The organism is Microbacterium sp. MF43, from assembly GCF_012847295.1.
Lineage (GTDB): Bacteria > Actinomycetota > Actinomycetes > Actinomycetales > Microbacteriaceae > Microbacterium.
The window spans coordinates 56,491-75,645 of sequence record NZ_JABBDY010000004.1 but is presented as its reverse complement, the minus strand read 5'-3'; the positions used below and the strand labels follow the sequence as shown (position 1 = coordinate 75,645).

Here is a 19,155-nt window from a genome sequence, read left to right as displayed (position 1 = left end):
CGCCGGCTCAGGAATTGGCAGCGCGCCACTCCTGTTCCTTGGCGATCCACTCGTTGTCGGGGATCTCGAAGTCGGTGAGCTCGTTGACGCGGCGCACCTCGAGCGCCGTTCCCGGCCCGAGCGGGCACTTGCGGGCCCAGTGCTCCGCCTCCTCGCGGCTGGCGACCTCGAGGATCCAGAACCCCGTGAAGACCTCACGAGCCTCCGCGTACGGACCGTCGGTGACGACGGGCGGAGCCGACGCGAAGTCGACGCGGAACCCCTCGGACGCATCCGACAGGCCCTCGGCCGACAGGAACACGCCGGCCTTCTGCAGCTCCTCGTTGTAGGCGCCCATCGCGGCGATGACCTCGGCCATGTCGAGCTCTTCCGCCGCCCGCGCCGCAGCCTCGGGCTCCACCTGCATGATCAGCATGTAACGCATCGTCGTCCTCCTTGTTCTGCGAGCCGCCGGCTCGTGGGGCCCGTGCGGCCGCCTCACTTCTTTCGTCGAACGAGGAGGGCCGCGATCGACATCCTGGCGGGAAAATCTCCGCGAATCGAGGACATTCCCTTCCGGGCATGAACGCGAAAAGGCCCCTGACCAGGCATAACCAAGTCAGGGGCCGAGAAACTCGATCAGCCGATGTAGGGCGCGAGGTCCTTCTCGAGGGCGAACTTCGGCTTCGCGCCGATGATCGTCGTCTGAACCTCGCCCTTGTTGAAGACCTTCATCGCCGGGATCGACGTGATCTGGTACTTCATCGCGAGGTCGGGGTTCTCGTCGACGTTCAGCTTCAGGATCGTGATCTTGTCGGGGTGCTCCGACTGGATCTCGTCGAGAACCGGAGCGACCATGCGGCAGGGGCCGCACCACGCAGCCCAGAAGTCCACGAGAACGGGGCCCTCGGCCTGGAGCACGTCCTGCTCCCACGTGGCGGACGTCGTCGCCTTGGCGGTCATGTTGTCTCCTTCGATGGGAAGTTGTTCACACAGTCAAACGCGGAGGGCGGCGGATCTGTTCCACCGCTCAGGCATCGCTCAGGCGGCGTCCGCTTCGGGCAGGCCCTCGATCTGGTCGCCGACGACGTCGGGAACACCGGCTTCGCCGAGCGACGCGAGGAAGTGCTCGACGTCGAGCGCGGCCACCGTTCCGCTGCCGGCAGCCGTCACTGCCTGACGGTACGTCGGGTCGATCACGTCGCCCGCGGCGAAGACGCCGGGAACCGACGTGCGCGACGAACGGCCGTCGACCCAGATCGTGCCCTCGGGTGTGAGGTCGAGCTTGCCGTGCACGAGGTGGGTGCGGGGATCGTTGCCGATGGCGACGAAGAGGCCGTCGAGGGCGAGCTCGCTGCGCGAGCCGTCGACCGTGCTCTCGAGCACCACGCCCGTGACGGCGTCGTCGCCGAGGACGTCGACGACCTCGCTGTTCCACACGAACTCGATCTTCTCGTTGGCGAACGCACGCTGCTGCATGATCTTGGATGCGCGCAGCTCGTCGCGACGGTGGATGACGTACACCTTCGACGCGAACTTGGTGAGGAAGGTCGCCTCCTCCATCGCCGAATCGCCGCCGCCTACGACGGCGATCACGCGCTCGCGGAAGAAGAAGCCGTCGCACGTCGCGCAGTACGAGACGCCGCGGCCCGAGAGTCGCTCCTCGCCTTCGATGCCGATCTTGCGGTGCGCCGAACCGGTCGCGTACACGATCGAGCGCGCCTCGTACTCCGCGCCGCTGCCGAGCTTGACCTTCTTGACGGGGCCGTCGAGCTCGAGCGAGATGACGTCGTCGTACAGCACCTCGGTGCCGAAGCGCTCGGCCTGCTCCTGCATCTTGGTCATGAGGTCGGGGCCCTGAATGCCTTCGGGGAACCCGGGGAAGTTCTCGACATCGGTCGTGGTCATCAGGTCACCGCCGGCCTCGACGGAGCTTGCGACCACGAGCGGCTCGAGGTTGGCGCGTGCCGCGTAGATGGCGGCGGTATAACCCGCGGGACCCGAACCGATGATGATGACGTGACGCACCTGCGCACCCTTCTGTGTCGGGGCGGACGGCCCCGTGCTTCGGGGCAGCGAGCCCCGCATTCCTCAACACATGGTAACCGCGCGGCATTCCGCACAGCGGGTCGGTGACGGCCTGCCGCCGACCCCGCGGAATCAGCGGCGACCGGGAAGGAAGCGTCGCACCAGACGGGCTGCCGTCGAGAGCTCCGGCGCGCGCAGGAGAGCGAGGAAGGCGGCGTAGACGATGAGCACGACGACTCCGATGATGGCCGCTCCGAGCGCGCCGAGGAGCTGGTGGGAGGTTGTCCAGCCGTCCGCTCCGCCGAGAAGCTGGAAGGTCAGCCACCCGGCTGCCGCCGCGGGGATCGCGGCGAGGGCGAAGCGCCCCAGTGACAGCATCCACGATCCGATCGCAAGCCCGCCCATGCGGCGCTGCAGGAGCCAGACAGCCACGACGAGCTGGATGATGCCGGCGAGAGACTGTCCCAGGGCCACCGCCGCCGCGAGCGAAGAGACGGGAAGCAGCCGGGCGCCGACGGCCCAGCTCGCCAGCAGCGCGGTCGCGACCACGAGGAGGCACTGGACCATGGTGAACACGAACGGCGTGCGGGTGTCGTGGTACGCGTAGAACGTCCGCTGGATGACGAAGAGCACGGCGAGAGGGATCAGGCCGACGAGGAAGCAGAGCAGCAGCTGCCCCGCTGCGACCGCCTGCGCCTGGGTGTCGGTGAAGATCCGCGATGCCGGGACGGCAGCGGCGACGAGCGCGGCCGTTGCCGCCACGATGAACAGGCCGATGGTGCGGATGCTCGTGCCGACATCCGCGCGAACCTCCTTGTCGCGGCCGGCTTGGGCGTGCTCGCTCAACTGAGTGAAGTACGGGGTTCCGATCGACAGCACGATGATCGAGTAGGGGAGCATGAACAGGAGCCAGGCGTTCTGCGAGGCGAAGATGCTCGGATCGCCGTCGGGAATCCTGGAGAGCGCTCGTGACTGCACCAGGCCGGCGAGCTGGCTCGCCACCACCATGAGGAACGTCCACCCCGCGAGCCTGCCGATCTGCCCGAGGCCGACGCCCCGCCAGGCGAAGTCGGGACGTACGTGCAAACCCGTCCGGCGCCAGAAGACGAAGAGGATGCCGGTCTGGACGACGATCCCGAGCGTGGCGGTGCCCCCGAGGAGGGCGATCATCTCCGGGGTCCATTCCGAGGGCGCGCCACCCTGTCCGAAGAGCCAGATGAACAACAGGAAACCGGCGATGGAGATCGCATTGTTCGCGATGGGTGCCCACGTGTAGGGCCCGTAGACCCGTCGAGCGTTCAGCGATTCTCCGACGAGCGCGAACAGGCCGTAGAAGAGGATCTGGGGAAGGCACCAGTAGGCGAAGGCGGTCGCAAGCGCCTTGGCCTCCGGGTCGAACTCTGGGGCGTACAGCTGAACGAGCAGCGGCGCAGCGACGGTGGCGAGCGCCGCGGTCGCGACCAGGGCGACGGTGCCCAGTGTGAACAGCTTCGAGACGAAGGCGCGGCCGCCGTCGTCGTGCGCCGCAGCCTTCACGATCTGTGGAACGACGACGGCGCTGATGAGGCCGGTCGAGATGATCGCGTAGATGTTATTGGGCAGCTGGTTCGCGACGGCGAAGGCGTTCCCGGCTTCTGCGAAGGCACCGACCGCCGAAACGAGCACGACCGCACGGAGGAACCCCGTCAGTCGTGAAACGATCGTGCCCGCGCCGATCAGCGCGCTCGCGCGTCCCAGGCTCATTTCTCGACCTCTTCCGCGTCGGCCCGACCCTGCGCCGGCTCGATAGCGGCCGAGGCATCCGTCCCCGTCTTCCGAGCCGTGCCGGCGCGCCGAGATCGCACCCGCAGCACGGTCCGGACGATGCCGAGCAGGAGCAGTCCGCCGACGACCACCCCGAGGGCGATGAGGCCGAACGTCTCCCATTCGGCGCGCACGCTGACCTCGACGGTCTCGGGCGCGCCGATCGCCACGCTCGCGCGGCTGCGCAGCTGCAGCTGCAGGGTGACGTCGCCGTTCCCCACCCGGGCCTGGACCGGCACTTCGACGCGGCTGTTGCTGCCCGGCTGCGCGACCAGCGGATTCGCCCGCTGCACGTCGAGTCGCAGGTCGTCGGGAGAGGCGTACAGCACGAGGTTCACGGGATAGGGCAGGTCGTTGCGGACCCAGAACCGCAGCCCGGCGTTCGCGCCGTACAGGTCGATCGGCGGCGTGGGCACGAGTCCGACGGAGTTCAGCGTGGTGTCGGTCTGGGCGCGATGGGCGGCCACCGCGGCGGTCCAGCCGGTCTCGTTCGGCAGCCAGCCGTTGCCGAGCAGCTGAAGGATCTCGGCACGCTCCGGGCCGGTCAGCACGCTGGTGTCGTCGAGGATCGTCGCGAATCGCGCCAGCTCGGCTTCTTCACGGAGGAGAGCGGATGCCGCGGCCGTCCGCGCGGCCTGCTCCGGGGCGTCCTCGATCTCGACCTCGGTGGCGGCCGAGTTGGCGAGGCCGCCGATCGTATAGGGCGTGACCCCGGGGGCGCCGGAGGCCGCGTCGATCGTCGCCGCCAGCGAGACCCGTGACCGGTCGGCGTCCCGCCCGACGGTGACGAGCAGCGGGGCCCCGCGCGTCTCGGATGTCGCGAAGGAGAGATACGCGGTCGCCTCGGCGAGAGCCGCGCCGCGCAGGGAAGTCTCGTCGAGGCTGGAGGCGCGCTCCAGCGCCTGCGACACATCGGCGTCGAACGCGAGCACGCCGGCGTCTCCCGCGGTCCCGTGCGCGGGGACGGTCGCGCCATCGGCGCCGGCGACGGTCGCCGATGACGGGACGACGGTCAGCGACGCCTGGTCGCCGGTGCGGATGCCTCCGAGCTGTGCCACGACGCCGGGAGTCGCGGTGCCGGCGAGGGGCCAGTAGACGCCGTCCCGCGTATTCACGCCGATGTCGAGCAGCTCTTCGAGAGTCGGGTACACGGGGGCCTGCGGGTCGACGTCTTCGGTCGGTGTCGGCTGGGGCGTGGGCTCGGTGCCCGCGTCCGTGTCGGCTTCGGGCTCCGGCACGAAGTCGTCGGGGTTCATGTAGGCCGTCAGCGACGTGGGCCCCAGCGGGGCCGAGAGCCCGGCTTCCACCTGGGCCGCGACGTCGGCGTCGCCGAACTGGAGGGCGAAACGAGAGTTGGGCAGCTGCTCCAGTCGCGTGAGCCATGTCGTCGCGGTCTCGGGCGCCGCCGTCCCGAGGACCCGGATCGACGCGGGGATCGCCGGATCGATCGCGAGGATCGCAGCGGTGCCCTCGGCGCCGTCCAGCTGAGCGGTGAGCGCGCCGTCCGGCGCGGTGAGCGCCGTGAGCTGGTCGGCCGTCAGCAGCCCCTCGGCCAGCGGTCCGGCGGTGACGGGAACCATCACGCCGATCCCGATCTCCCTCGCGTCGGTCGGCGGAACGACGACGGCGCTCGTCGAGCTGACGTTCCCCGAGGCTCCCCGGTAGGTCGCCACGATCGGGTACACACCGGGGTCGAGACCCGCGAGCGCCGGATCGTCGGCTTCCACGCGCGCCGAGGTGACGGCAGTGGCTCCCGGCGAAACCGGCTCGAGGCTCGCGGTGGCGACGGCCTGCGTCGTGACACCCGAGGTCTCACCGTCCAGCCATTCGGCGAGGGCGGAGCGGTCGGCGACCGGCTCGCGCCCGAGCGAGACGGTCGCGGTGACGGCAGCGGTCGAGACGAGCGTCTCGTTCTGCAGGGTCAGCGACACGACCAGCGGATCGCCGGGCGACACGATGCCGTTCGAGATGGGCGCGAGGGTGAACGCCGTCGTGCCCGAAGGAATGGGCGGCGTGGGTGTCGGGGTGGGACTCGGGGTGACCGTGTCGGCCGTTGCCGGCAGGGCGGGCACGGCCAGCGCCGTCAGGATCGCCAGCAGGGCCGCGGCGGCGCGGGTGGCGCGGCGGCGGGCAGGCTTTCCTGACGGGGTCACGGTCATGCTGAGGTCGCTCCTGTGCGATGTCCGGACCGCACGGTCGAGTCAGATTCTACGGTTGGACCCTCAGAGGATCCGGTACGGGACGCCGCGCGGCGACGCACGGTTGAATGGACGGATGCTTCCCGAACCCGATCCCGCACGGTGCCGCGACCTCGCCGACGACCTGCGCGACGCCGGCTTCACCGCCGAGGCGCTGCGCGCGGCGTGGGGCGACGCGGCCGACGACGTCATCGCGCGAGGCCTGCGCTCGCCGGCCGACCGCGCACTGGCGGGGCGGGACGACGCGCTCGCCGTGCTCGGCCGGCTCCTCGTGCTCGGGATGCCGCAGGCCGAGGCATCCGTCACCCGCGCCCTCCCCCGAGCGGGCGTCGACGGCCTCGTCGCCCTCGGCCTCGCGACCCGCGCCGACGGCGAGGTGCGCCCGCTGGCGGTGGTGCGACCGCAGTCGTACGCCGACGCCGACGGCACCGGCCAGTGGTGGATCGCGAGCGACCTCGACGAAGCCGCCCTCGGCGGGCCGCTTCCCGAAGATCACGTGCTGGGAGTGGGTGGTGCCTCGCTGACGTTGGCGTCGCTGCAGCTGCCGACTCCGGCCGCGCGGGGGCTCGACATCGGGGCGGGCTGCGGCATCCAGGCGCTGCGGGCGCGGCGGAGCGTCGCGCACGTCATCGCCACCGACATCTCGGCGCGAGCGCTCGGTTTCACGCGCCTGAACGCGCTCCTCAACGGGGTGGACGGAATCGACGTGCGGCAGGGCAGCCTGTTCGAGCCGGTCATCGGCGAGCGATTCGACCGGATCGTGTCGAACCCGCCCTTCGTGATCACCCCGCGGGTGGACGGGGTGCCGGCGTACGAGTATCGCGACGGCGGCATGGAGGGCGACGACGTCGTGGCGGCGTTCGTCCGAAGCGTCGGGACGCACCTCGAGCCCGGGGGCGTCGCTCAGCTGCTCGGCAACTGGGAGACCCGCGCGGGAGTCGACGGGCTGGACCGGGTGCGCGCATGGGTGGCGGAATCACCGGTGCCCCTGGACGCCTGGGTCGTCGAGCGGGAGAGCCTCGACCCGCTGTCGTACGCGGAGCTGTGGGTGCGTGACGGCGGGACGCTCGCGGGGACGCCGGGGTTCGTCCGGCTCGTGGATGCCTGGCTCGACGACTTCACGGCGCGCGAGGTCACCGAGGTCGGCTTCGGATACCTGCTGCTGCGACGGCCGGCGTCGGGGGAGCCGACGCTCTCGCGGTTCGAGCGCCTGCATCAGGGGCTGTCGGGCGACAGCCTGGGGACGCATCTGGCCGACGCGCTCGCCGCCCACGACAGGCTGTCGTCCCTCGAGGACGCTGAGGTCGCGGCATCCGTCTTCGTCGTCGCACCCGATGTGACCGAGGCGCGCCACCACGTGCCCGGACAGGAAGACCCCACCGTGATCGAGCTGCGGCAGGGCGGCGGCTTCGGACGAGCGCTCGCGGTCGACCCCGGCCTGGCGGCCCTCGTGGGCGCGTGCGACGGCGAACTGCCGGCCGGGGTGCTGATCGACGCGATCGCGGAGCTGCTCGGGGCGGATGCCTCGGCCCTCCGCGCCGACCTGGTGCCGCGGGTGCGCGAGCTGGCGTTCACCGGGTTCCTCCGGTTGGCGTAGGGCCGCGGAGGCGGCTCGGTAGGCTCGAATCATGCTCAACATGGCCGAGGGCATCGCGCGCCTCGGCGCGCTCGCCGCTTCCCCCGTCGTCGACACGCTCGCCCGCGCGTTCGCGTCGGCCGGCCACGACCTCGCGATCGTCGGCGGTCCGGTGCGCGACGCGCTGCTGGGACGCGCGACGAACGACCTCGACTTCACGACCGACGCGCGCCCCGACGACATCCTGCGGATCGTCAAGCCGATCAGCACCGCTCAGTGGGACATCGGGCGCGCATTCGGCACGATCGGCGCCAAGGTCGCCGGCGAGCACGTCGAGATCACGACGTACCGCGCCGACAGCTACGACGGTCTCACCCGCAAGCCGACCGTGGAGTTCGGCGAGACGCTCGAAGGCGACCTGGTCCGCCGCGACTTCACCGTCAACGCGATGGCGCTGCGCGTGCCCGCCCGCACGCTGGTCGACCCGACCGGCGGCGTCGAAGACCTCGTCGCGCAACGGCTGCGCACCCCGGCTGACCCGGCGGTCAGTTTCGGCGACGATCCGCTGCGCATGCTGCGCGCCGCCCGCTTCTCGTCGCAGCTCGGCTTCGACGTCGACCCGGCGACGGTCGACGCGATGGCGGAGCTGCGGCAGACCCTGTCGATCGTGAGCCCCGAGCGCATCCAGGGCGAGCTCGTGCGACTGCTGTCGACCGCCGACCCGGTGCGAGGCATCCGTCTCCTCGTCGACACCGGACTGATCGGCGAGTTCCTGCCCGAGGTCCCGGCGCTCAAGCTCGAGGTCGACGAGCACCACCACCACAAGGACGTCTACGAGCACTCGCTGACGGTGCTGCGTCAGGCGATCGACCTCGAGCAGTCCAGGAATCCGGATGCCCCGGCCGACGTCCCGCTCCGTCTCGCCGCACTGCTGCACGACATCGGCAAGCCGGCCACGCGGCGGCTCGAGCCCGGCGGCGGCGTCACCTTCTACCATCACGACATCAAGGGCGCGCGGATGGCGCGGAAGCGCCTGAACGCGCTGCGCTTCGACAGCGACACGATCGGGGTCGTCACGCGGCTGATCGAGCTGCACCTGCGGTTCTTCGGCTACGCCGAAGGCGCGTGGACCGACTCGGCCGTCCGTCGTTATGTGCGCGACGCCGGCGCTGAACTCGAGCGGCTGCACATCCTCACCCGTGCCGACGTCACGACCCGCAACGCCAGGAAGGCGGGCCGCCTGGCCCGGGCCTACGACGACATCGAGCGCCGCATCGACGAACTCGCCGCGCAGGAGGAACTCGACGCGATGCGCCCCGAGCTCGACGGGAACCGGATCCAGGAGGTCCTGGGCATCACGCCTGGACGCGAGGTGGGCGAGGCGTATCGCTTCCTGCTCGACCTGCGGCTCGACGAGGGGATCCTCGGCGAGGACGAGGCCGAGCGCCGCCTGCGCGAGTGGTGGGCCGCTCGCGGCTGACGCTACGAGCCCGCCCCCTGCGACGGCACCACGACCGCGCGCCCACGCACGTCACCGTGGTGCAGTCGCGCGTAGGCTTCGGGGGCGTCGTCGATGCCGTATCGCTCGACGTGGACGTTCACCGCGCCGACCCGCGCGAGGTCCAGCACCTCCATGAGCTCGCTGCGCGAGCCCCAGTATGGTGCGCGCACGGCGGCCCCCATGGGGGTCTGGAAGAAGCCGGTCGGCAGGACGCCCCCGCCGATGCCGATGATGTGCACGTAGCCGTCGATCGCGACGACGGCCTTCGACAGGTCGAGCGTCGACTGAACGCCGGCGAAGTCGAACACGGCTTCGGCGCCGTACCCGCCGGTGAGCTCGCGGATCCGCTCGGCGGCATCGGGCCCGGACACCACGGTGTGGTGCGCGCCGACTTCCCCGGCGAGGGCGAGCTTGTCCTCGCTGATGTCGACGGCGATCACCGTCGCGGCGCTGATGGCGCGGAGGATCTGGATCCCGACATGGCCCAGGCCGCCGACGCCGATGACGACCGCGGTCGAACCCGCGTAGAGCTTGTGCTCGGCGGCCCGGATCGCGTGGTACGGCGTGAGGCCGGCATCCGTCAGCGACACGGTCTCGACCGGGTCGAGGTCTCCGAGCGGCACCAGGTGACGGCGATCGTCGACGATGACGTACTCCGCCATGGCGCCGGGCGCTCCCAGACCGGGGGGCGCGATGCCGAGCTCGGCCGCGCGCGGGCAGTAGTTCTCGCGGCCCTCCGCGCACGCATGGCACTGGCCGCAGCCCCAGGGCCCGTAGATCGCGTACGCCTCGCCGATCGAGACGCCCTCCACGCCGTCGCCGAGCTTGTCGACGACGCCGGCGCCCTCGTGCCCCAGGGTCAGCGGGAGTCCGTAGACGTAGTTCTCCTCCGGCAGGTCCATGACGAACCAGTCGGAGTGGCAGAGTCCGGCAGCGGTCACCTTGAGGCGGATCTGGCCGGGTCCGGGCTCGGGCACCTCGATCTCCACGACCTCGGGACCCTTGCCGATCTCGCGATACTGCACAGCCTTCATCGTGTTGTCGGTCATGACTCCAGACTGGCACTGCTGGTGCTGGCGCGCTCCCCCTGCGCCGGGAGAAGTCGAGACGGCGCGATCGGCCCGCCCCTACACTGGACCCACGCTCCACCGCCGTCGATCGGAGCACCGTGTCCTCACTGTGGTCGCAGCGACGCGAAGTGTCGCCCGAGACTTCCCGTCTGCTGATCGAGCGCGCCCACGAGGAGCTGGTGGCAGGTAACACCGCTGATGCTCGCATCGCGGGCGTGCGCGCGCTCGTGCGCGAGTCCTGGCGGCGCTCGCTCGAGAGCTACGTCGGCGCCGAGGCGCTGCCACCTCTCGATCTGACGGCGGACGATCTCGAGGCCTACCGCCGGGGGCACCCCCTGGCCGGGGTGATCGACATGGTGCGCGGGTTGCTCCTCCCGGGCGAGGCGTCCGATTCCGGCGTGGTCGTCGCGGTCGGCGACGCCGCCGGACGGTTGCTGTGGGTCGAGGGCGATCGAAGCGTGCGTGCACTGACGGGCGACATGGGTTTCGTCGAGGGGGCGAACTGGTCGGAGCGGGCGGTTGGAACAGCCGCCCCCGGAACAGCGATCGCCCTGGATCGGTCCGTGCAGATCCACGGCGCCGAGCACTTCAATCGCCTGGTCCAGCTCTGGTCGTGCACCGCGGCCCCCGTGCACGATCCCGAGACGCGCAAGATCCTCGGGGTGATCGACGTGACTGGAGGCTCCGAGGCGGTCACGCCGCAGGCGCAGCTTCTCGTGGATGCCACGGCTCGCGCGATCGAGGCCGAGCTGCTGGTCGCGCGTCTACGCGCCCGCACCGAGCCCGCCCCGCCGCGACGTCCGGCCCGCCGGGTCGAGCCGCGGCGGGCGATCCTCCGCGTGCTCGGGCGGGACCGCGCGCTCCTCGAAGTCGCCGGCGACGGCGCGGACACCGTCTCGGAACTGGGCCCGCGTCATGCCGAGCTGGTCCTCATGCTCGCGGTGCACCGACAGGGCGTATCGGCCGACCGGCTCGCCGAGCTGGTCTACGGCGAGAGGGCCGGAGAGTCCGCGTCGGTCACCTTGCGCGCAGAGATGGTGCGCCTGCGCAAGGTGCTCGAGAAGGCTGCGCCGCGCCTCGTTCCCGAATCGCGCCCGTATCGGCTCGCCGCCGATGTCGAGACGGATGCGCACCAGCTGCTGTCACTCCTCGACCGCGGTGCGCACCGGGTCGCGCTCGCCGCGTACCGCGGCGACGTGCTCCCCGACTCGGTCTCTCCCGGCGTGGAGGAGTTCCGTGAGTCGGTTCGTACGACGCTCCGCGAGGCGCTGATGGCCGAGGCATCCGTCGACGTTCTCCTCGCGTTCGCGGAGACGGATGCCGGCGCCGACGATCTCGAGCTGTTGCAGCTCTGCCTGTCGATGCTTCCACCGCGTTCACCCAAGCGCGCCGGCCTCGTCGCCCGTATCGCGCGCCTCGAGTCACTCTGACGCGGCCCCACGCAACGTTTCGCAACCTCTCCGCCTCTACCTTCGACCACACCAGCGACGGCACCGTCGCGCAGCGTCGAAGGAGACCAGCATGACCATCGTCGAAGAGGGCGTCTCGAGCGTCTACGCCGCCCCCGGGCAGCGCGGCTCGATCGCCGACTACCGTCCCCGCTACGGCCACTACATCGGAGGCGAGTGGGTCGACCCGATCAAGGGCCAGTACTTCGAGAACATCTCGCCCGTCAACGGCAAGCCGTTCACCGAGGTCGGGCGCGGCACCGTCGAGGACATCGATCGGGCGGTCGAAGTCGCGTGGAAGGCGTTCGAGTCGTGGAAGCGCACGACGCCCGCCGAGCGGGCCGTGATCCTCAACAGGATCGCCGACCGCATCGAGCAGAACCTCGAGAAGATCGCTGTCGCCGAGACGTGGGAGAACGGCAAGCCCGTGCGCGAGACGCTCGCCGCCGACATCCCGCTCGCCGTCGACCACTTCCGGTACTTCGCCGGGGTGCTGCGCGCGCAGGAGGGCTCCCTCAGTCAGCTCGACGAAGACACCGTCGCGTACCACTTCAACGAGCCGCTGGGAGTCGTGGGACAGATCATCCCGTGGAACTTCCCGATCCTGATGGCCACGTGGAAGCTCGCTCCCGCGCTCGCCGCCGGCAACTGCGTGGTGCTCAAGCCGGCCGAGCAGACCCCCGCTTCGATCCTGTTCCTGTTCGATATCATCGGTGACCTCTTGCCGGCCGGCGTGGTCAATATCGTGAACGGATTCGGCATCGAGGCCGGTGCTCCGCTCGCGCAGCACAAGCGCATCCGCAAGGTCGCGTTCACCGGCGAGACGACGACGGGTCGCCTCATCATGCAGTACGCGTCGCAGAACCTGATCCCGGTGACGCTGGAGCTCGGCGGCAAGAGCGCCAACGTGTTCTTCGAGGACGTCGCGCGCGACACCGGCGATGCGTACTACGACAAGGCCCTCGAAGGCTTCACCTTCTTCGCACTCAACCAGGGCGAGGTCTGCACATGCCCGTCGCGCGCGCTCATCCAGCGGTCGATCTACGACCGGTTCCTCGGCGACGGCCTCGAGCGCGTCGCGAAGATCGTGCAGGGCAACCCTCTGGACCCCGCGACGATGATCGGCGCGCAGGCGTCGAACGACCAGCTTGAGAAGATCCTGAGCTACATCGACATCGGCAAGCAAGGCGGAGCGAAGCTGCTCGCCGGCGGGGATCGGGTCGATCTCGGCGGTGACCTGAGCGAGGGCTTCTACGTCGCCCCCACGGTCTTCGAGGGCACGAACGACATGCGGATCTTCCAGGAGGAGATCTTCGGTCCCGTGGTGTCGGTGACGAGCTTCGACGACTTCGACGACGCGATCTCGATCGCCAACGACACCCTGTACGGGCTGGGGGCCGGCGTGTGGAGCCGTTCGGGCGATACCGCCTACCGGGCCGGTCGGGCGATCGAGGCCGGACGCGTGTGGACGAACACCTACCACCAGTACCCCGCCCACGCGGCGTTCGGCGGCTACAAGCAGTCGGGCATCGGCCGCGAGAACCACCTGAAGATGCTCGACCACTACCAGCAGACGAAGAACTTGCTCGTGTCGTACGCCGAAGGCGCGATGGGCTTCTTCTGATCCCCACGGCCGTTGAGCGCGCCCGCACGGCTCGCTCAACGGCCGGTGTCCTGAGGAGATCTCGATGGTGACTTCGACGCCCACCCACTCACGCGTGGCGGTGACGGATGCCGCGGCATCCCTTCTCCGTGAGCTCTCGGCCCAGCACGGCGCTCTCATGTTCCATCAGTCGGGTGGTTGCTGTGACGGCAGCGCCCCGATGTGCTACCCGGTGGGGATGTTCATCGTGGGCCCGAGCGATGTTCACCTCGGCGGACTCGGCGTCGGGCTGCCGCGTCCCATAGACGTCTACATCTCGGAGGCGCAGTTCGAGTACTGGAAGTACACGCACCTGACGATCGACGTGGTCCCCGGCCGGGGCGCAGGGTTCTCGGTAGAAGGTCCGACCGGCAATCGCTTCATCATCCGCAGCCGGATGCTCGAGGAGGTCGAGCTCCAGCACTTCGGCCTGCGCTGAGCCGGGGTCGGCAGATCAGCGCGCGAACAGCCCGAAGAATCCGGTGTTGCTGAGGAGCCAGAAGAGCACGAACGCTCCCATCACGATGATCGTCGCCCACGGCACCCCGCGCTGCAGCCGGCGGCCCCGCGGAGCCACGCCCGGGGGCGGGCGCAGGGCGTCGAGCGGCGGTGTGAACGGGACGGCGGATGCCCCGTCCGCCGCTGCTGGGCCGAACGACCCGGCCACGGGGGGCGAGGCATCCGGAACCGCCGCCTCGGCGCGCAGGCGTTCGTCTCGCCAGCGGGCCCACTGTCCGAACTTGTCGAGCAGCGCCCCGACCACTGAGAACAGCCATGCCCAGGTCGCCGGATCGAGCGTCGAGAAGTCCCGCTTGGCGTAGAGGAACAGCCAGTCGTCCACGATCTCGACGTCGAGCGCGGCGGCGTTGTCGATGAAGCGCGCCATGATGTCGGGCGTGAAGAGGTAGAGCGCATCGCGCTCGTAATCGGCGGGGCAGTACAGCGAGAAGTACCGGTCGAAGTCGCCCTCGAGGCTCAAGCGCTGGTCGCGGTCGAACGTCAGTGGCAGGTTGGAGCCGAAGAGTCCGTTGTTCCCGGTGGCGTCGAGCACGATGTGCGGCAGCGGCGCGTCGAGCTTCACCGCGACGTACCCCCACCGGTGGGTCGTCTTGTTCTTCCCCGAGCCGGTCGTGTAGCGGTAGTTCGCGAACTCGACGAACCGCGGGCGGTCGCCGCGCACGACATCGGACGCGAGGCGTGTGTTGCCCACGCCGAAGATCATCCCGGGCAGGGCGTGCGGGCCCAGAGCAGGCAGGTACGACATCCCGTTCGCACGGGCGAAGCGGTCGAGGCGCAGCATCCGCTCGGCACTCCCGCGCTGTGCGGCGACCACGCCGAAGACTCCGACCGCCAGCACGACTCCGAAGATCAGGAACGGCACGATGCCGACCAGCTCGCCGGCGAGCCCGCCGCCCGTGCCCGCGGTCGAGCTCGCGATCGCCGCGAAGATCGAGGCGAATATGGTCACGAACACCGAGCCGAACGCGATGACGACCACGCCCACGATGACGGCGACGATCACGTTGGTCCCGGTGAAGAGCCCCGGCAGCTGAGCGTTCTGCCGCAGTTGCTGCACGAAGGCTCGAGTGGCTCCCGGCTCGACCGGATCCACCAGGGGCCGGGCATCGAACGACGGAGACGGGGCGACCATGGCCCCACGCTACCGGCGGGGGTGGTGGGTGACCGGCGGGGGCGGGGGTGTGCGCACAACTCCTTCTGAACGCCCGGCCGCGCTGGCTGCGGCCGTTGCCGCAGCCCTCGGGGAGGAGTTGTGCTCGCTGCGCGGTGGGGCGGCGGTGCGGTGGGTGGTTCGGTGGGCGGGGGTGGTGGGTGACCGGCGGGGGCGGGGGTGTGCGCACAACTCCTTCTGAACGCCGGGCCGCGCCGGCTGCGGCCGTTGCCGCAGCCTTCTGGAAGGAGTTGTGCTCGCGCGGGCGGGCGGGCGGGCGCGCGGGCGGGCGGCGTGCGCGCGTGCGCGGTGCGGTGGGGCGGAGGCGGGGGTGGTCGGCGGCGGTCCGGGGGCCGGACTCTTCCTCCGGACGGGCGCCGGATCGCCGACAGTGTGCAGCCCGGCGGCCGGGCACAATGGCAGAAGACCCTGAGGAGGCACGCGATGGAGCCGAGGAACCCCGACGATCTCGAGGCGTTGCGCGAGGCATCCGACATTCTCGGCCTCGACGCGCTGCTCACCGGGGATGAGCGCGCGACCCGCGACCGCGTGCGCGCATTCGTCGACGCCGAGATCCGGCCTCACATCGCCGACTGGTTCGATCGTGCGCACTTCCCCGCCGAGCTCGCGCCCGCGTTCGGCGAGCTGGGCGTGCTCGGCATGACGCTGAAGGGGTACGGATGCCCCGGCCGCAGCGCCGTCGAATACGGTCTTGCCGCGCTCGAGCTCGAAGCCGGAGACTCCGGACTGCGCACGTTCGTGTCGGTGCAGGGTTCGCTCGCCATGGGCTCGATCCACCGGTGGGGATCCGAGGCGCAGAAGCAGGAGTGGCTCCCGCGCATGGCCGCCGGCGAGGTGATCGGGGCCTTCGGGCTCACCGAGCCGACGGCGGGGTCGGACCCGTCGAGCATGAGGACCTTCGCGCGCCGCGACGGCGGCGACTGGGTTCTCGACGGCGCCAAGCGGTGGATCGGCTTGGCGACGATCGCCCAGCTCGTCGTGGTGTGGGCGCAGACCGACGAGGGCGTGCGCGGGTTCGTCGTCCCGGCGGATGCCCCGGGCTTCGCGGCCACGGTGCTCGAGCCGAAGGGGTCGATGCGCGCCTCGATCCAGACGGGGCTCACGTTCGATGGCGTGCGGCTGCCGGCATCCGCGGTCCTGCCCGAAGCCCGAGGACTGCGCGGTCCGTTCGCCGCCCTCAACGAGGCGCGCTACGGGATCGTATGGGGGGCGCTCGGCGCGGCGCGGGACAGCTATGAGTCGGCGCTGCGCCACGCGCTGCGGCGAGAGCAGTTCGGACGCCCGATCGCAGGATTCCAGCTCACGCAGCAGAAGCTCGTCGACATGGTGGTCGAGCTGCAGAAGGGGGCGCTGCTGGCTCTGCAGATCGGCCGCGCGAAGGACGCCGGCACGCTACGGCCGGAGCAGGTGTCGCTCGGCAAGCTCAACAACGTGCGCGAGGCGATCGCGATCGCGCGGGAGGCGCGCACGATCCTCGGCGGCGACGGGGTGCTGCTCGAGAACCCGCCGATCCGGCACGCGGCCAACCTCGAGTCGGTGCGCACCTACGAGGGCACCGACGAGGTGCACACGCTGATCCTCGGCCAGCACCTCACCGGCATCGGAGCGTTCCGGTGAGCACAGGAGGAGCGAGCGTTTCGTCTCGCTTCGCTCGCTCGACGAGCGCGGAGAGAGGCGCCGGTCGTTGAGCGAGGAGCGGAGCGGCGAGACGAACCGGCCCGCGACGGGCCCGCTCTCCGGCGTGCTGGTCGCCGATTTCTCTCGCGTGCTCGCCGGGCCGTACTGCACGATGCTGCTCGCCGATCTCGGCGCGACGGTCGTGAAGGTCGAAGGCCCCGACGGGGATGAGACCCGGCACTGGACTCCGCCGGCCCGCGACGGGCAGGCCACCTACTTCCTCTCGGTGAACCGCAACAAGCGCGCGATCACGCTCGACTTCGACGAGACCGACGACCTCGAGACGGCGCGAGCGCTCGCCGCGCGCGCCGATGTCGTCGTCGAGAACTTCAAGCCCGGCGGGCTCGAGCGCTTCGGGCTGGACTACGACGCCGTGCGCTCCTCGAACCCCGGCGTCGTCTACGTCTCGATCACCGGCTTCGGCGCCGACTCCGCCCTGCCCGGTTACGACATCCTGGCCCAGGCGCTGTCGGGACTGATGAGTGTGACGGGGGCGCCGGACGGTCCGCCGACGAAAGCCGGAGTCGCGATCGTCGACGTCGTCACCGGGCTGCACGCCGGGCTGGGGGCGGTGGCGGCGCTGCGCCACCGCGATATCACCGGCGAAGGGCAGCGGGTCGAGGTGAACCTCCTGTCGTCCGCGCTCTCCGCGCTCGTGAACCAGTCCGGCGCCTACGCGTTCGCTGAGGTCGTGCCCGGACGCCGCGGGAACGACCATCCGAGCATCTATCCCTATGGCCCCTTCCCCACCGCGGACGCCGAGCTCGTCGTGGCCGTCGGCAACGATCGCCAGTTCGCACGGCTGTGCCGCGCGCTCGGCATCGGCCCGCTCGCGGATGATGAGCGCTTCCGGCGGGCACCCGACCGGAGCGCGAACCGTGACGATCTCCGCCCGCTCCTCGAGAGCGCATTCGCCGAGCGACCGGCAGCGGAATGGGAGGCGCTGCTCGCCGCGGAGGGGGTGCCGTGTGCACCCGTCCTGGACGTGGGCGAGGCGTTCGAGCGAGCGCGCACCCTCGGGCCCGACCCCGTGGTCACCGCCGCCGATGGGCGGGTGGCCGGGGTGCGGCATCCGATCTCCTTCTCGGCCAGCCCGCCCGCCTATGCGACCGCACCTCCCGGGCCCGATGCCGACAGGGAGTGGGTGCTGCGACTGCTCGCCGACGAGACCCGGATGCCTGGATTCGGCCGGTGACCGGGCATCCGGTACCATAGGAGGGTTGTCCGCCCGCGCCCCTGTGCGCACTCCGCGGATGACGTGCAACACACCCTCCTGCTGCCGGGAAATGCCCGACAGCCGTTCAAGTCCGAAGGAGGTGGGTTAGTGACGCACCAGTACGAACTCATGGTCATCCTGAGCCCTGAGATCGATGAGCGCCAGGTCGCCCCGAACCTCGACAAGTTCCTGAAGGTCATCACCGCTGATGGTGGCTCGATCGACAACGTCGACATCTGGGGTCGCCGCCGTCTCGCCTACGAGATCCAGAAGAAGACCGAAGGCGTCTACGCCGTCGTGAACTTCACCGCCACGAGCGCTGCCACCCAGGAGCTCGACCGCCAGCTGAACCTCAGCGAGCTGGTCATGCGCACCAAGGTGCTCCGCGCCGAAGAGGCGATCGCGATGATCGCATCCGAGAAGCAGCGCGCCGACGAGAAGGCTGCCCGCAAGGCCGCCCGTCCCGCGAAGCCCGCGAAGCAGGACGCGTAACGACGATGGCCGGCGAGACGATCATCACCGTCGTGGGAAACCTCACGGCTGATCCCGAGCTGCGCTACACGCAGAACGGTCTCCCCGTCGCGAACTTCACGATCGCTTCGACGCCGCGCAACTTCGACCGCCAGGCCAACGAGTGGAAGGACGGCGAAGCGCTGTTCCTCCGCGCGAGCGTGTGGCGCGAGTTCGCCGAGCACGTCGCGGGCTCGCTGACGAAGGGCTCCCGCGTCATCGCGACCGGTCGCCTCAAGCAGCGTTCCTACGAGACGCGCGAGGGCGAGAAGCGCACCGCCATCGAGCTCGAGGTCGATGAGATCGGCCCCTCGCTCCGCTACGCGACCGCCCAGGTCACGCGCGCGGCGGGCGGCGGCGGTCAGTCGCGCGGCGGTCAGGCGCAGGTCGCCGACGAGCCGTGGTCGACCCCCGGTTCGTCGAACGCCGGCGCCGCCGGTGGCGGAGACGCCTGGGCTGCCCCGGGCGCCTACGGCGACGACACCCCGTTCTGATCTCAGAAACAGATTCCGGATGCCTCGGGCCGAGGCATCCCCTCTTGATGTAAAGGAAACACCATGGCTGGAAAGGCAACCGGCGACCGCCGGAAGCCGCGGAAGGGCGCGAAGAACGCGGCCCCCGCGAAGGCGATCCGTGTCGGCGTCATCGACTACAAGGACGTCGCCACCCTTCGCAAGTTCATCTCGGAGCGCGGCAAGATCCGTGCCCGTCGTATCACCGGTGTCTCGGTGCAGGAGCAGCGTCTGATCGCCAAGGCGATCAAGAACGCGCGCGAGATGGCGCTCCTGCCCTACGCCGGCGCTGGCCGCTAAGGAGC

17 protein-coding genes are annotated in these 19,155 nt (G+C 70.4%); 10 read left to right on the top strand and 7 right to left on the bottom strand.

Annotated features, from left to right (window positions below; genetic code table 11):
- Positions 1 to 7: 7 nt before the first annotated feature.
- The 5 genes from HF323_RS12350 to HF323_RS12330 form a co-directional block, all read right to left on the bottom strand.
- A complete protein-coding gene (locus tag HF323_RS12350; RefSeq protein ID WP_169582913.1) occupies positions 8 to 424 on the bottom strand; it encodes a YciI family protein in 417 nt (138 codons plus the stop codon).
- A 194-nt stretch (positions 425 to 618) separates the two neighbouring features.
- Complete coding sequence (gene trxA / locus HF323_RS12345; RefSeq protein WP_169582912.1) at positions 619 to 942, bottom strand: thioredoxin; 324 nt, start codon at positions 940 to 942, stop codon at positions 619 to 621.
- A 78-nt stretch (positions 943 to 1,020) separates the two neighbouring features.
- Positions 1,021 to 2,007, bottom strand: coding sequence for a thioredoxin-disulfide reductase (gene trxB / locus HF323_RS12340; protein ID WP_169582911.1), 987 nt, complete (start codon positions 2,005 to 2,007; stop codon positions 1,021 to 1,023).
- 132 nt (positions 2,008 to 2,139) lie between these two features.
- Positions 2,140 to 3,750 (bottom strand): murein biosynthesis integral membrane protein MurJ, encoded by a 1,611-nt coding sequence (murJ, locus tag HF323_RS12335; protein ID WP_169582910.1) that lies wholly within the window; start codon positions 3,748 to 3,750, stop codon positions 2,140 to 2,142.
- Positions 3,747 to 5,969: a DUF6049 family protein gene (locus HF323_RS12330; RefSeq protein ID WP_169582909.1), complete on the bottom strand. Its 2,223-nt coding sequence runs from the start codon at positions 5,967 to 5,969 to the stop codon at positions 3,747 to 3,749. Before HF323_RS12330 ends, murJ begins: the two co-directional genes overlap by 4 nt.
- 115 nt (positions 5,970 to 6,084) lie before the next feature.
- Here HF323_RS12330 and HF323_RS12325 point away from each other — a divergent pair, with 115 nt between their 5' ends.
- On the top strand, positions 6,085 to 7,605 hold the full coding sequence (locus HF323_RS12325) for a methyltransferase (protein ID WP_169582908.1): 1,521 nt from the start codon (positions 6,085 to 6,087) through the stop codon (positions 7,603 to 7,605).
- 31 nt (positions 7,606 to 7,636) lie between these two features.
- Positions 7,637 to 9,064: a CCA tRNA nucleotidyltransferase gene (locus tag HF323_RS12320; protein WP_169582907.1), complete on the top strand. Its 1,428-nt coding sequence runs from the start codon at positions 7,637 to 7,639 to the stop codon at positions 9,062 to 9,064.
- Between the two features lie 2 nt (positions 9,065 to 9,066).
- Here HF323_RS12320 and HF323_RS12315 read toward each other — a convergent pair whose 3' ends face one another.
- A complete protein-coding gene (locus HF323_RS12315) occupies positions 9,067 to 10,119 on the bottom strand; it encodes an NAD(P)-dependent alcohol dehydrogenase (RefSeq protein WP_169583290.1) in 1,053 nt (350 codons plus the stop codon).
- A 134-nt stretch (positions 10,120 to 10,253) separates the two neighbouring features.
- On the opposite strand from HF323_RS12315, the gene HF323_RS12310 reads away from it, so the two are divergent.
- The 3 genes from HF323_RS12310 (at position 10,254) to HF323_RS12300 (ending at position 13,684) form a co-directional block, all read left to right on the top strand.
- On the top strand, positions 10,254 to 11,585 hold the full coding sequence (locus HF323_RS12310) for a GAF domain-containing protein (RefSeq protein WP_169582906.1): 1,332 nt from the start codon (positions 10,254 to 10,256) through the stop codon (positions 11,583 to 11,585).
- Positions 11,586 to 11,676: 91 nt separating this feature from the next.
- Positions 11,677 to 13,227 (top strand): aldehyde dehydrogenase family protein, encoded by a 1,551-nt coding sequence (locus HF323_RS12305; RefSeq protein WP_169582905.1) that lies wholly within the window; start codon positions 11,677 to 11,679, stop codon positions 13,225 to 13,227.
- Between the two features lie 64 nt (positions 13,228 to 13,291).
- Positions 13,292 to 13,684: a DUF779 domain-containing protein gene (locus HF323_RS12300; RefSeq protein ID WP_169582904.1), complete on the top strand. Its 393-nt coding sequence runs from the start codon at positions 13,292 to 13,294 to the stop codon at positions 13,682 to 13,684.
- A gap of 15 nt (positions 13,685 to 13,699) precedes the next feature.
- Here the strand turns inward: HF323_RS12300 and HF323_RS12295 are convergent, their stop codons facing one another.
- Positions 13,700 to 14,896, bottom strand: a complete 1,197-nt coding sequence (locus HF323_RS12295; protein WP_169582903.1) for a hypothetical protein — start codon at positions 14,894 to 14,896, stop codon at positions 13,700 to 13,702.
- 462 nt (positions 14,897 to 15,358) lie between these two features.
- On the opposite strand from HF323_RS12295, the gene HF323_RS12290 reads away from it, so the two are divergent.
- From HF323_RS12290 to rpsR, 5 genes are all read left to right on the top strand, one after another.
- On the top strand, positions 15,359 to 16,552 hold the full coding sequence (locus HF323_RS12290; RefSeq protein WP_169582902.1) for an acyl-CoA dehydrogenase family protein: 1,194 nt from the start codon (positions 15,359 to 15,361) through the stop codon (positions 16,550 to 16,552).
- Positions 16,553 to 16,619: 67 nt separating this feature from the next.
- Entirely contained in the window at positions 16,620 to 17,807 is a 1,188-nt protein-coding gene (locus tag HF323_RS12285; RefSeq protein ID WP_169582901.1) for a CoA transferase, read from the top strand.
- A 129-nt stretch (positions 17,808 to 17,936) separates the two neighbouring features.
- Entirely contained in the window at positions 17,937 to 18,320 is a 384-nt protein-coding gene (rpsF, locus tag HF323_RS12280) for a 30S ribosomal protein S6 (protein WP_169582900.1), read from the top strand.
- A 5-nt stretch (positions 18,321 to 18,325) separates the two neighbouring features.
- Complete coding sequence (locus tag HF323_RS12275) at positions 18,326 to 18,832, top strand: single-stranded DNA-binding protein (RefSeq protein ID WP_169582899.1); 507 nt, start codon at positions 18,326 to 18,328, stop codon at positions 18,830 to 18,832.
- Between the two features lie 63 nt (positions 18,833 to 18,895).
- A complete protein-coding gene (gene rpsR, locus HF323_RS12270; protein ID WP_005054609.1) occupies positions 18,896 to 19,150 on the top strand; it encodes a 30S ribosomal protein S18 in 255 nt (84 codons plus the stop codon).
- Positions 19,151 to 19,155 lie beyond the last annotated feature (5 nt).

Excerpts from the sequence above, each read along its gene's own strand:
- HF323_RS12320 (WP_169582907.1), top strand. The coding sequence starts at position 7,637 with ATGCTCAACATGGCCGAGGGCATCGCGCGCCTCGGCGCGCTCGCCGCT.
- trxA (WP_169582912.1), bottom strand. The coding sequence starts at position 942 with ATGACCGCCAAGGCGACGACGTCCGCCACGTGGGAGCAGGACGTGCTC.
- HF323_RS12295 (WP_169582903.1), bottom strand. The coding sequence starts at position 14,896 with ATGGTCGCCCCGTCTCCGTCGTTCGATGCCCGGCCCCTGGTGGATCCG.
- HF323_RS12290 (WP_169582902.1), top strand. The coding sequence starts at position 15,359 with ATGGAGCCGAGGAACCCCGACGATCTCGAGGCGTTGCGCGAGGCATCC.
- HF323_RS12315 (WP_169583290.1), bottom strand. The coding sequence starts at position 10,119 with ATGAAGGCTGTGCAGTATCGCGAGATCGGCAAGGGTCCCGAGGTCGTG.
- HF323_RS12330 (WP_169582909.1), bottom strand. The coding sequence starts at position 5,969 with ATGACCGTGACCCCGTCAGGAAAGCCTGCCCGCCGCCGCGCCACCCGC.
- HF323_RS12275 (WP_169582899.1), top strand. The coding sequence starts at position 18,326 with ATGGCCGGCGAGACGATCATCACCGTCGTGGGAAACCTCACGGCTGAT.
- murJ (WP_169582910.1), bottom strand. The coding sequence starts at position 3,750 with ATGAGCCTGGGACGCGCGAGCGCGCTGATCGGCGCGGGCACGATCGTT.
- HF323_RS12305 (WP_169582905.1), top strand. The coding sequence starts at position 11,677 with ATGACCATCGTCGAAGAGGGCGTCTCGAGCGTCTACGCCGCCCCCGGG.
- HF323_RS12350 (WP_169582913.1), bottom strand. The coding sequence starts at position 424 with ATGCGTTACATGCTGATCATGCAGGTGGAGCCCGAGGCTGCGGCGCGG.
- HF323_RS12300 (WP_169582904.1), top strand. The coding sequence starts at position 13,292 with ATGGTGACTTCGACGCCCACCCACTCACGCGTGGCGGTGACGGATGCC.
- rpsR (WP_005054609.1), top strand. The coding sequence starts at position 18,896 with ATGGCTGGAAAGGCAACCGGCGACCGCCGGAAGCCGCGGAAGGGCGCG.
- HF323_RS12325 (WP_169582908.1), top strand. The coding sequence starts at position 6,085 with ATGCTTCCCGAACCCGATCCCGCACGGTGCCGCGACCTCGCCGACGAC.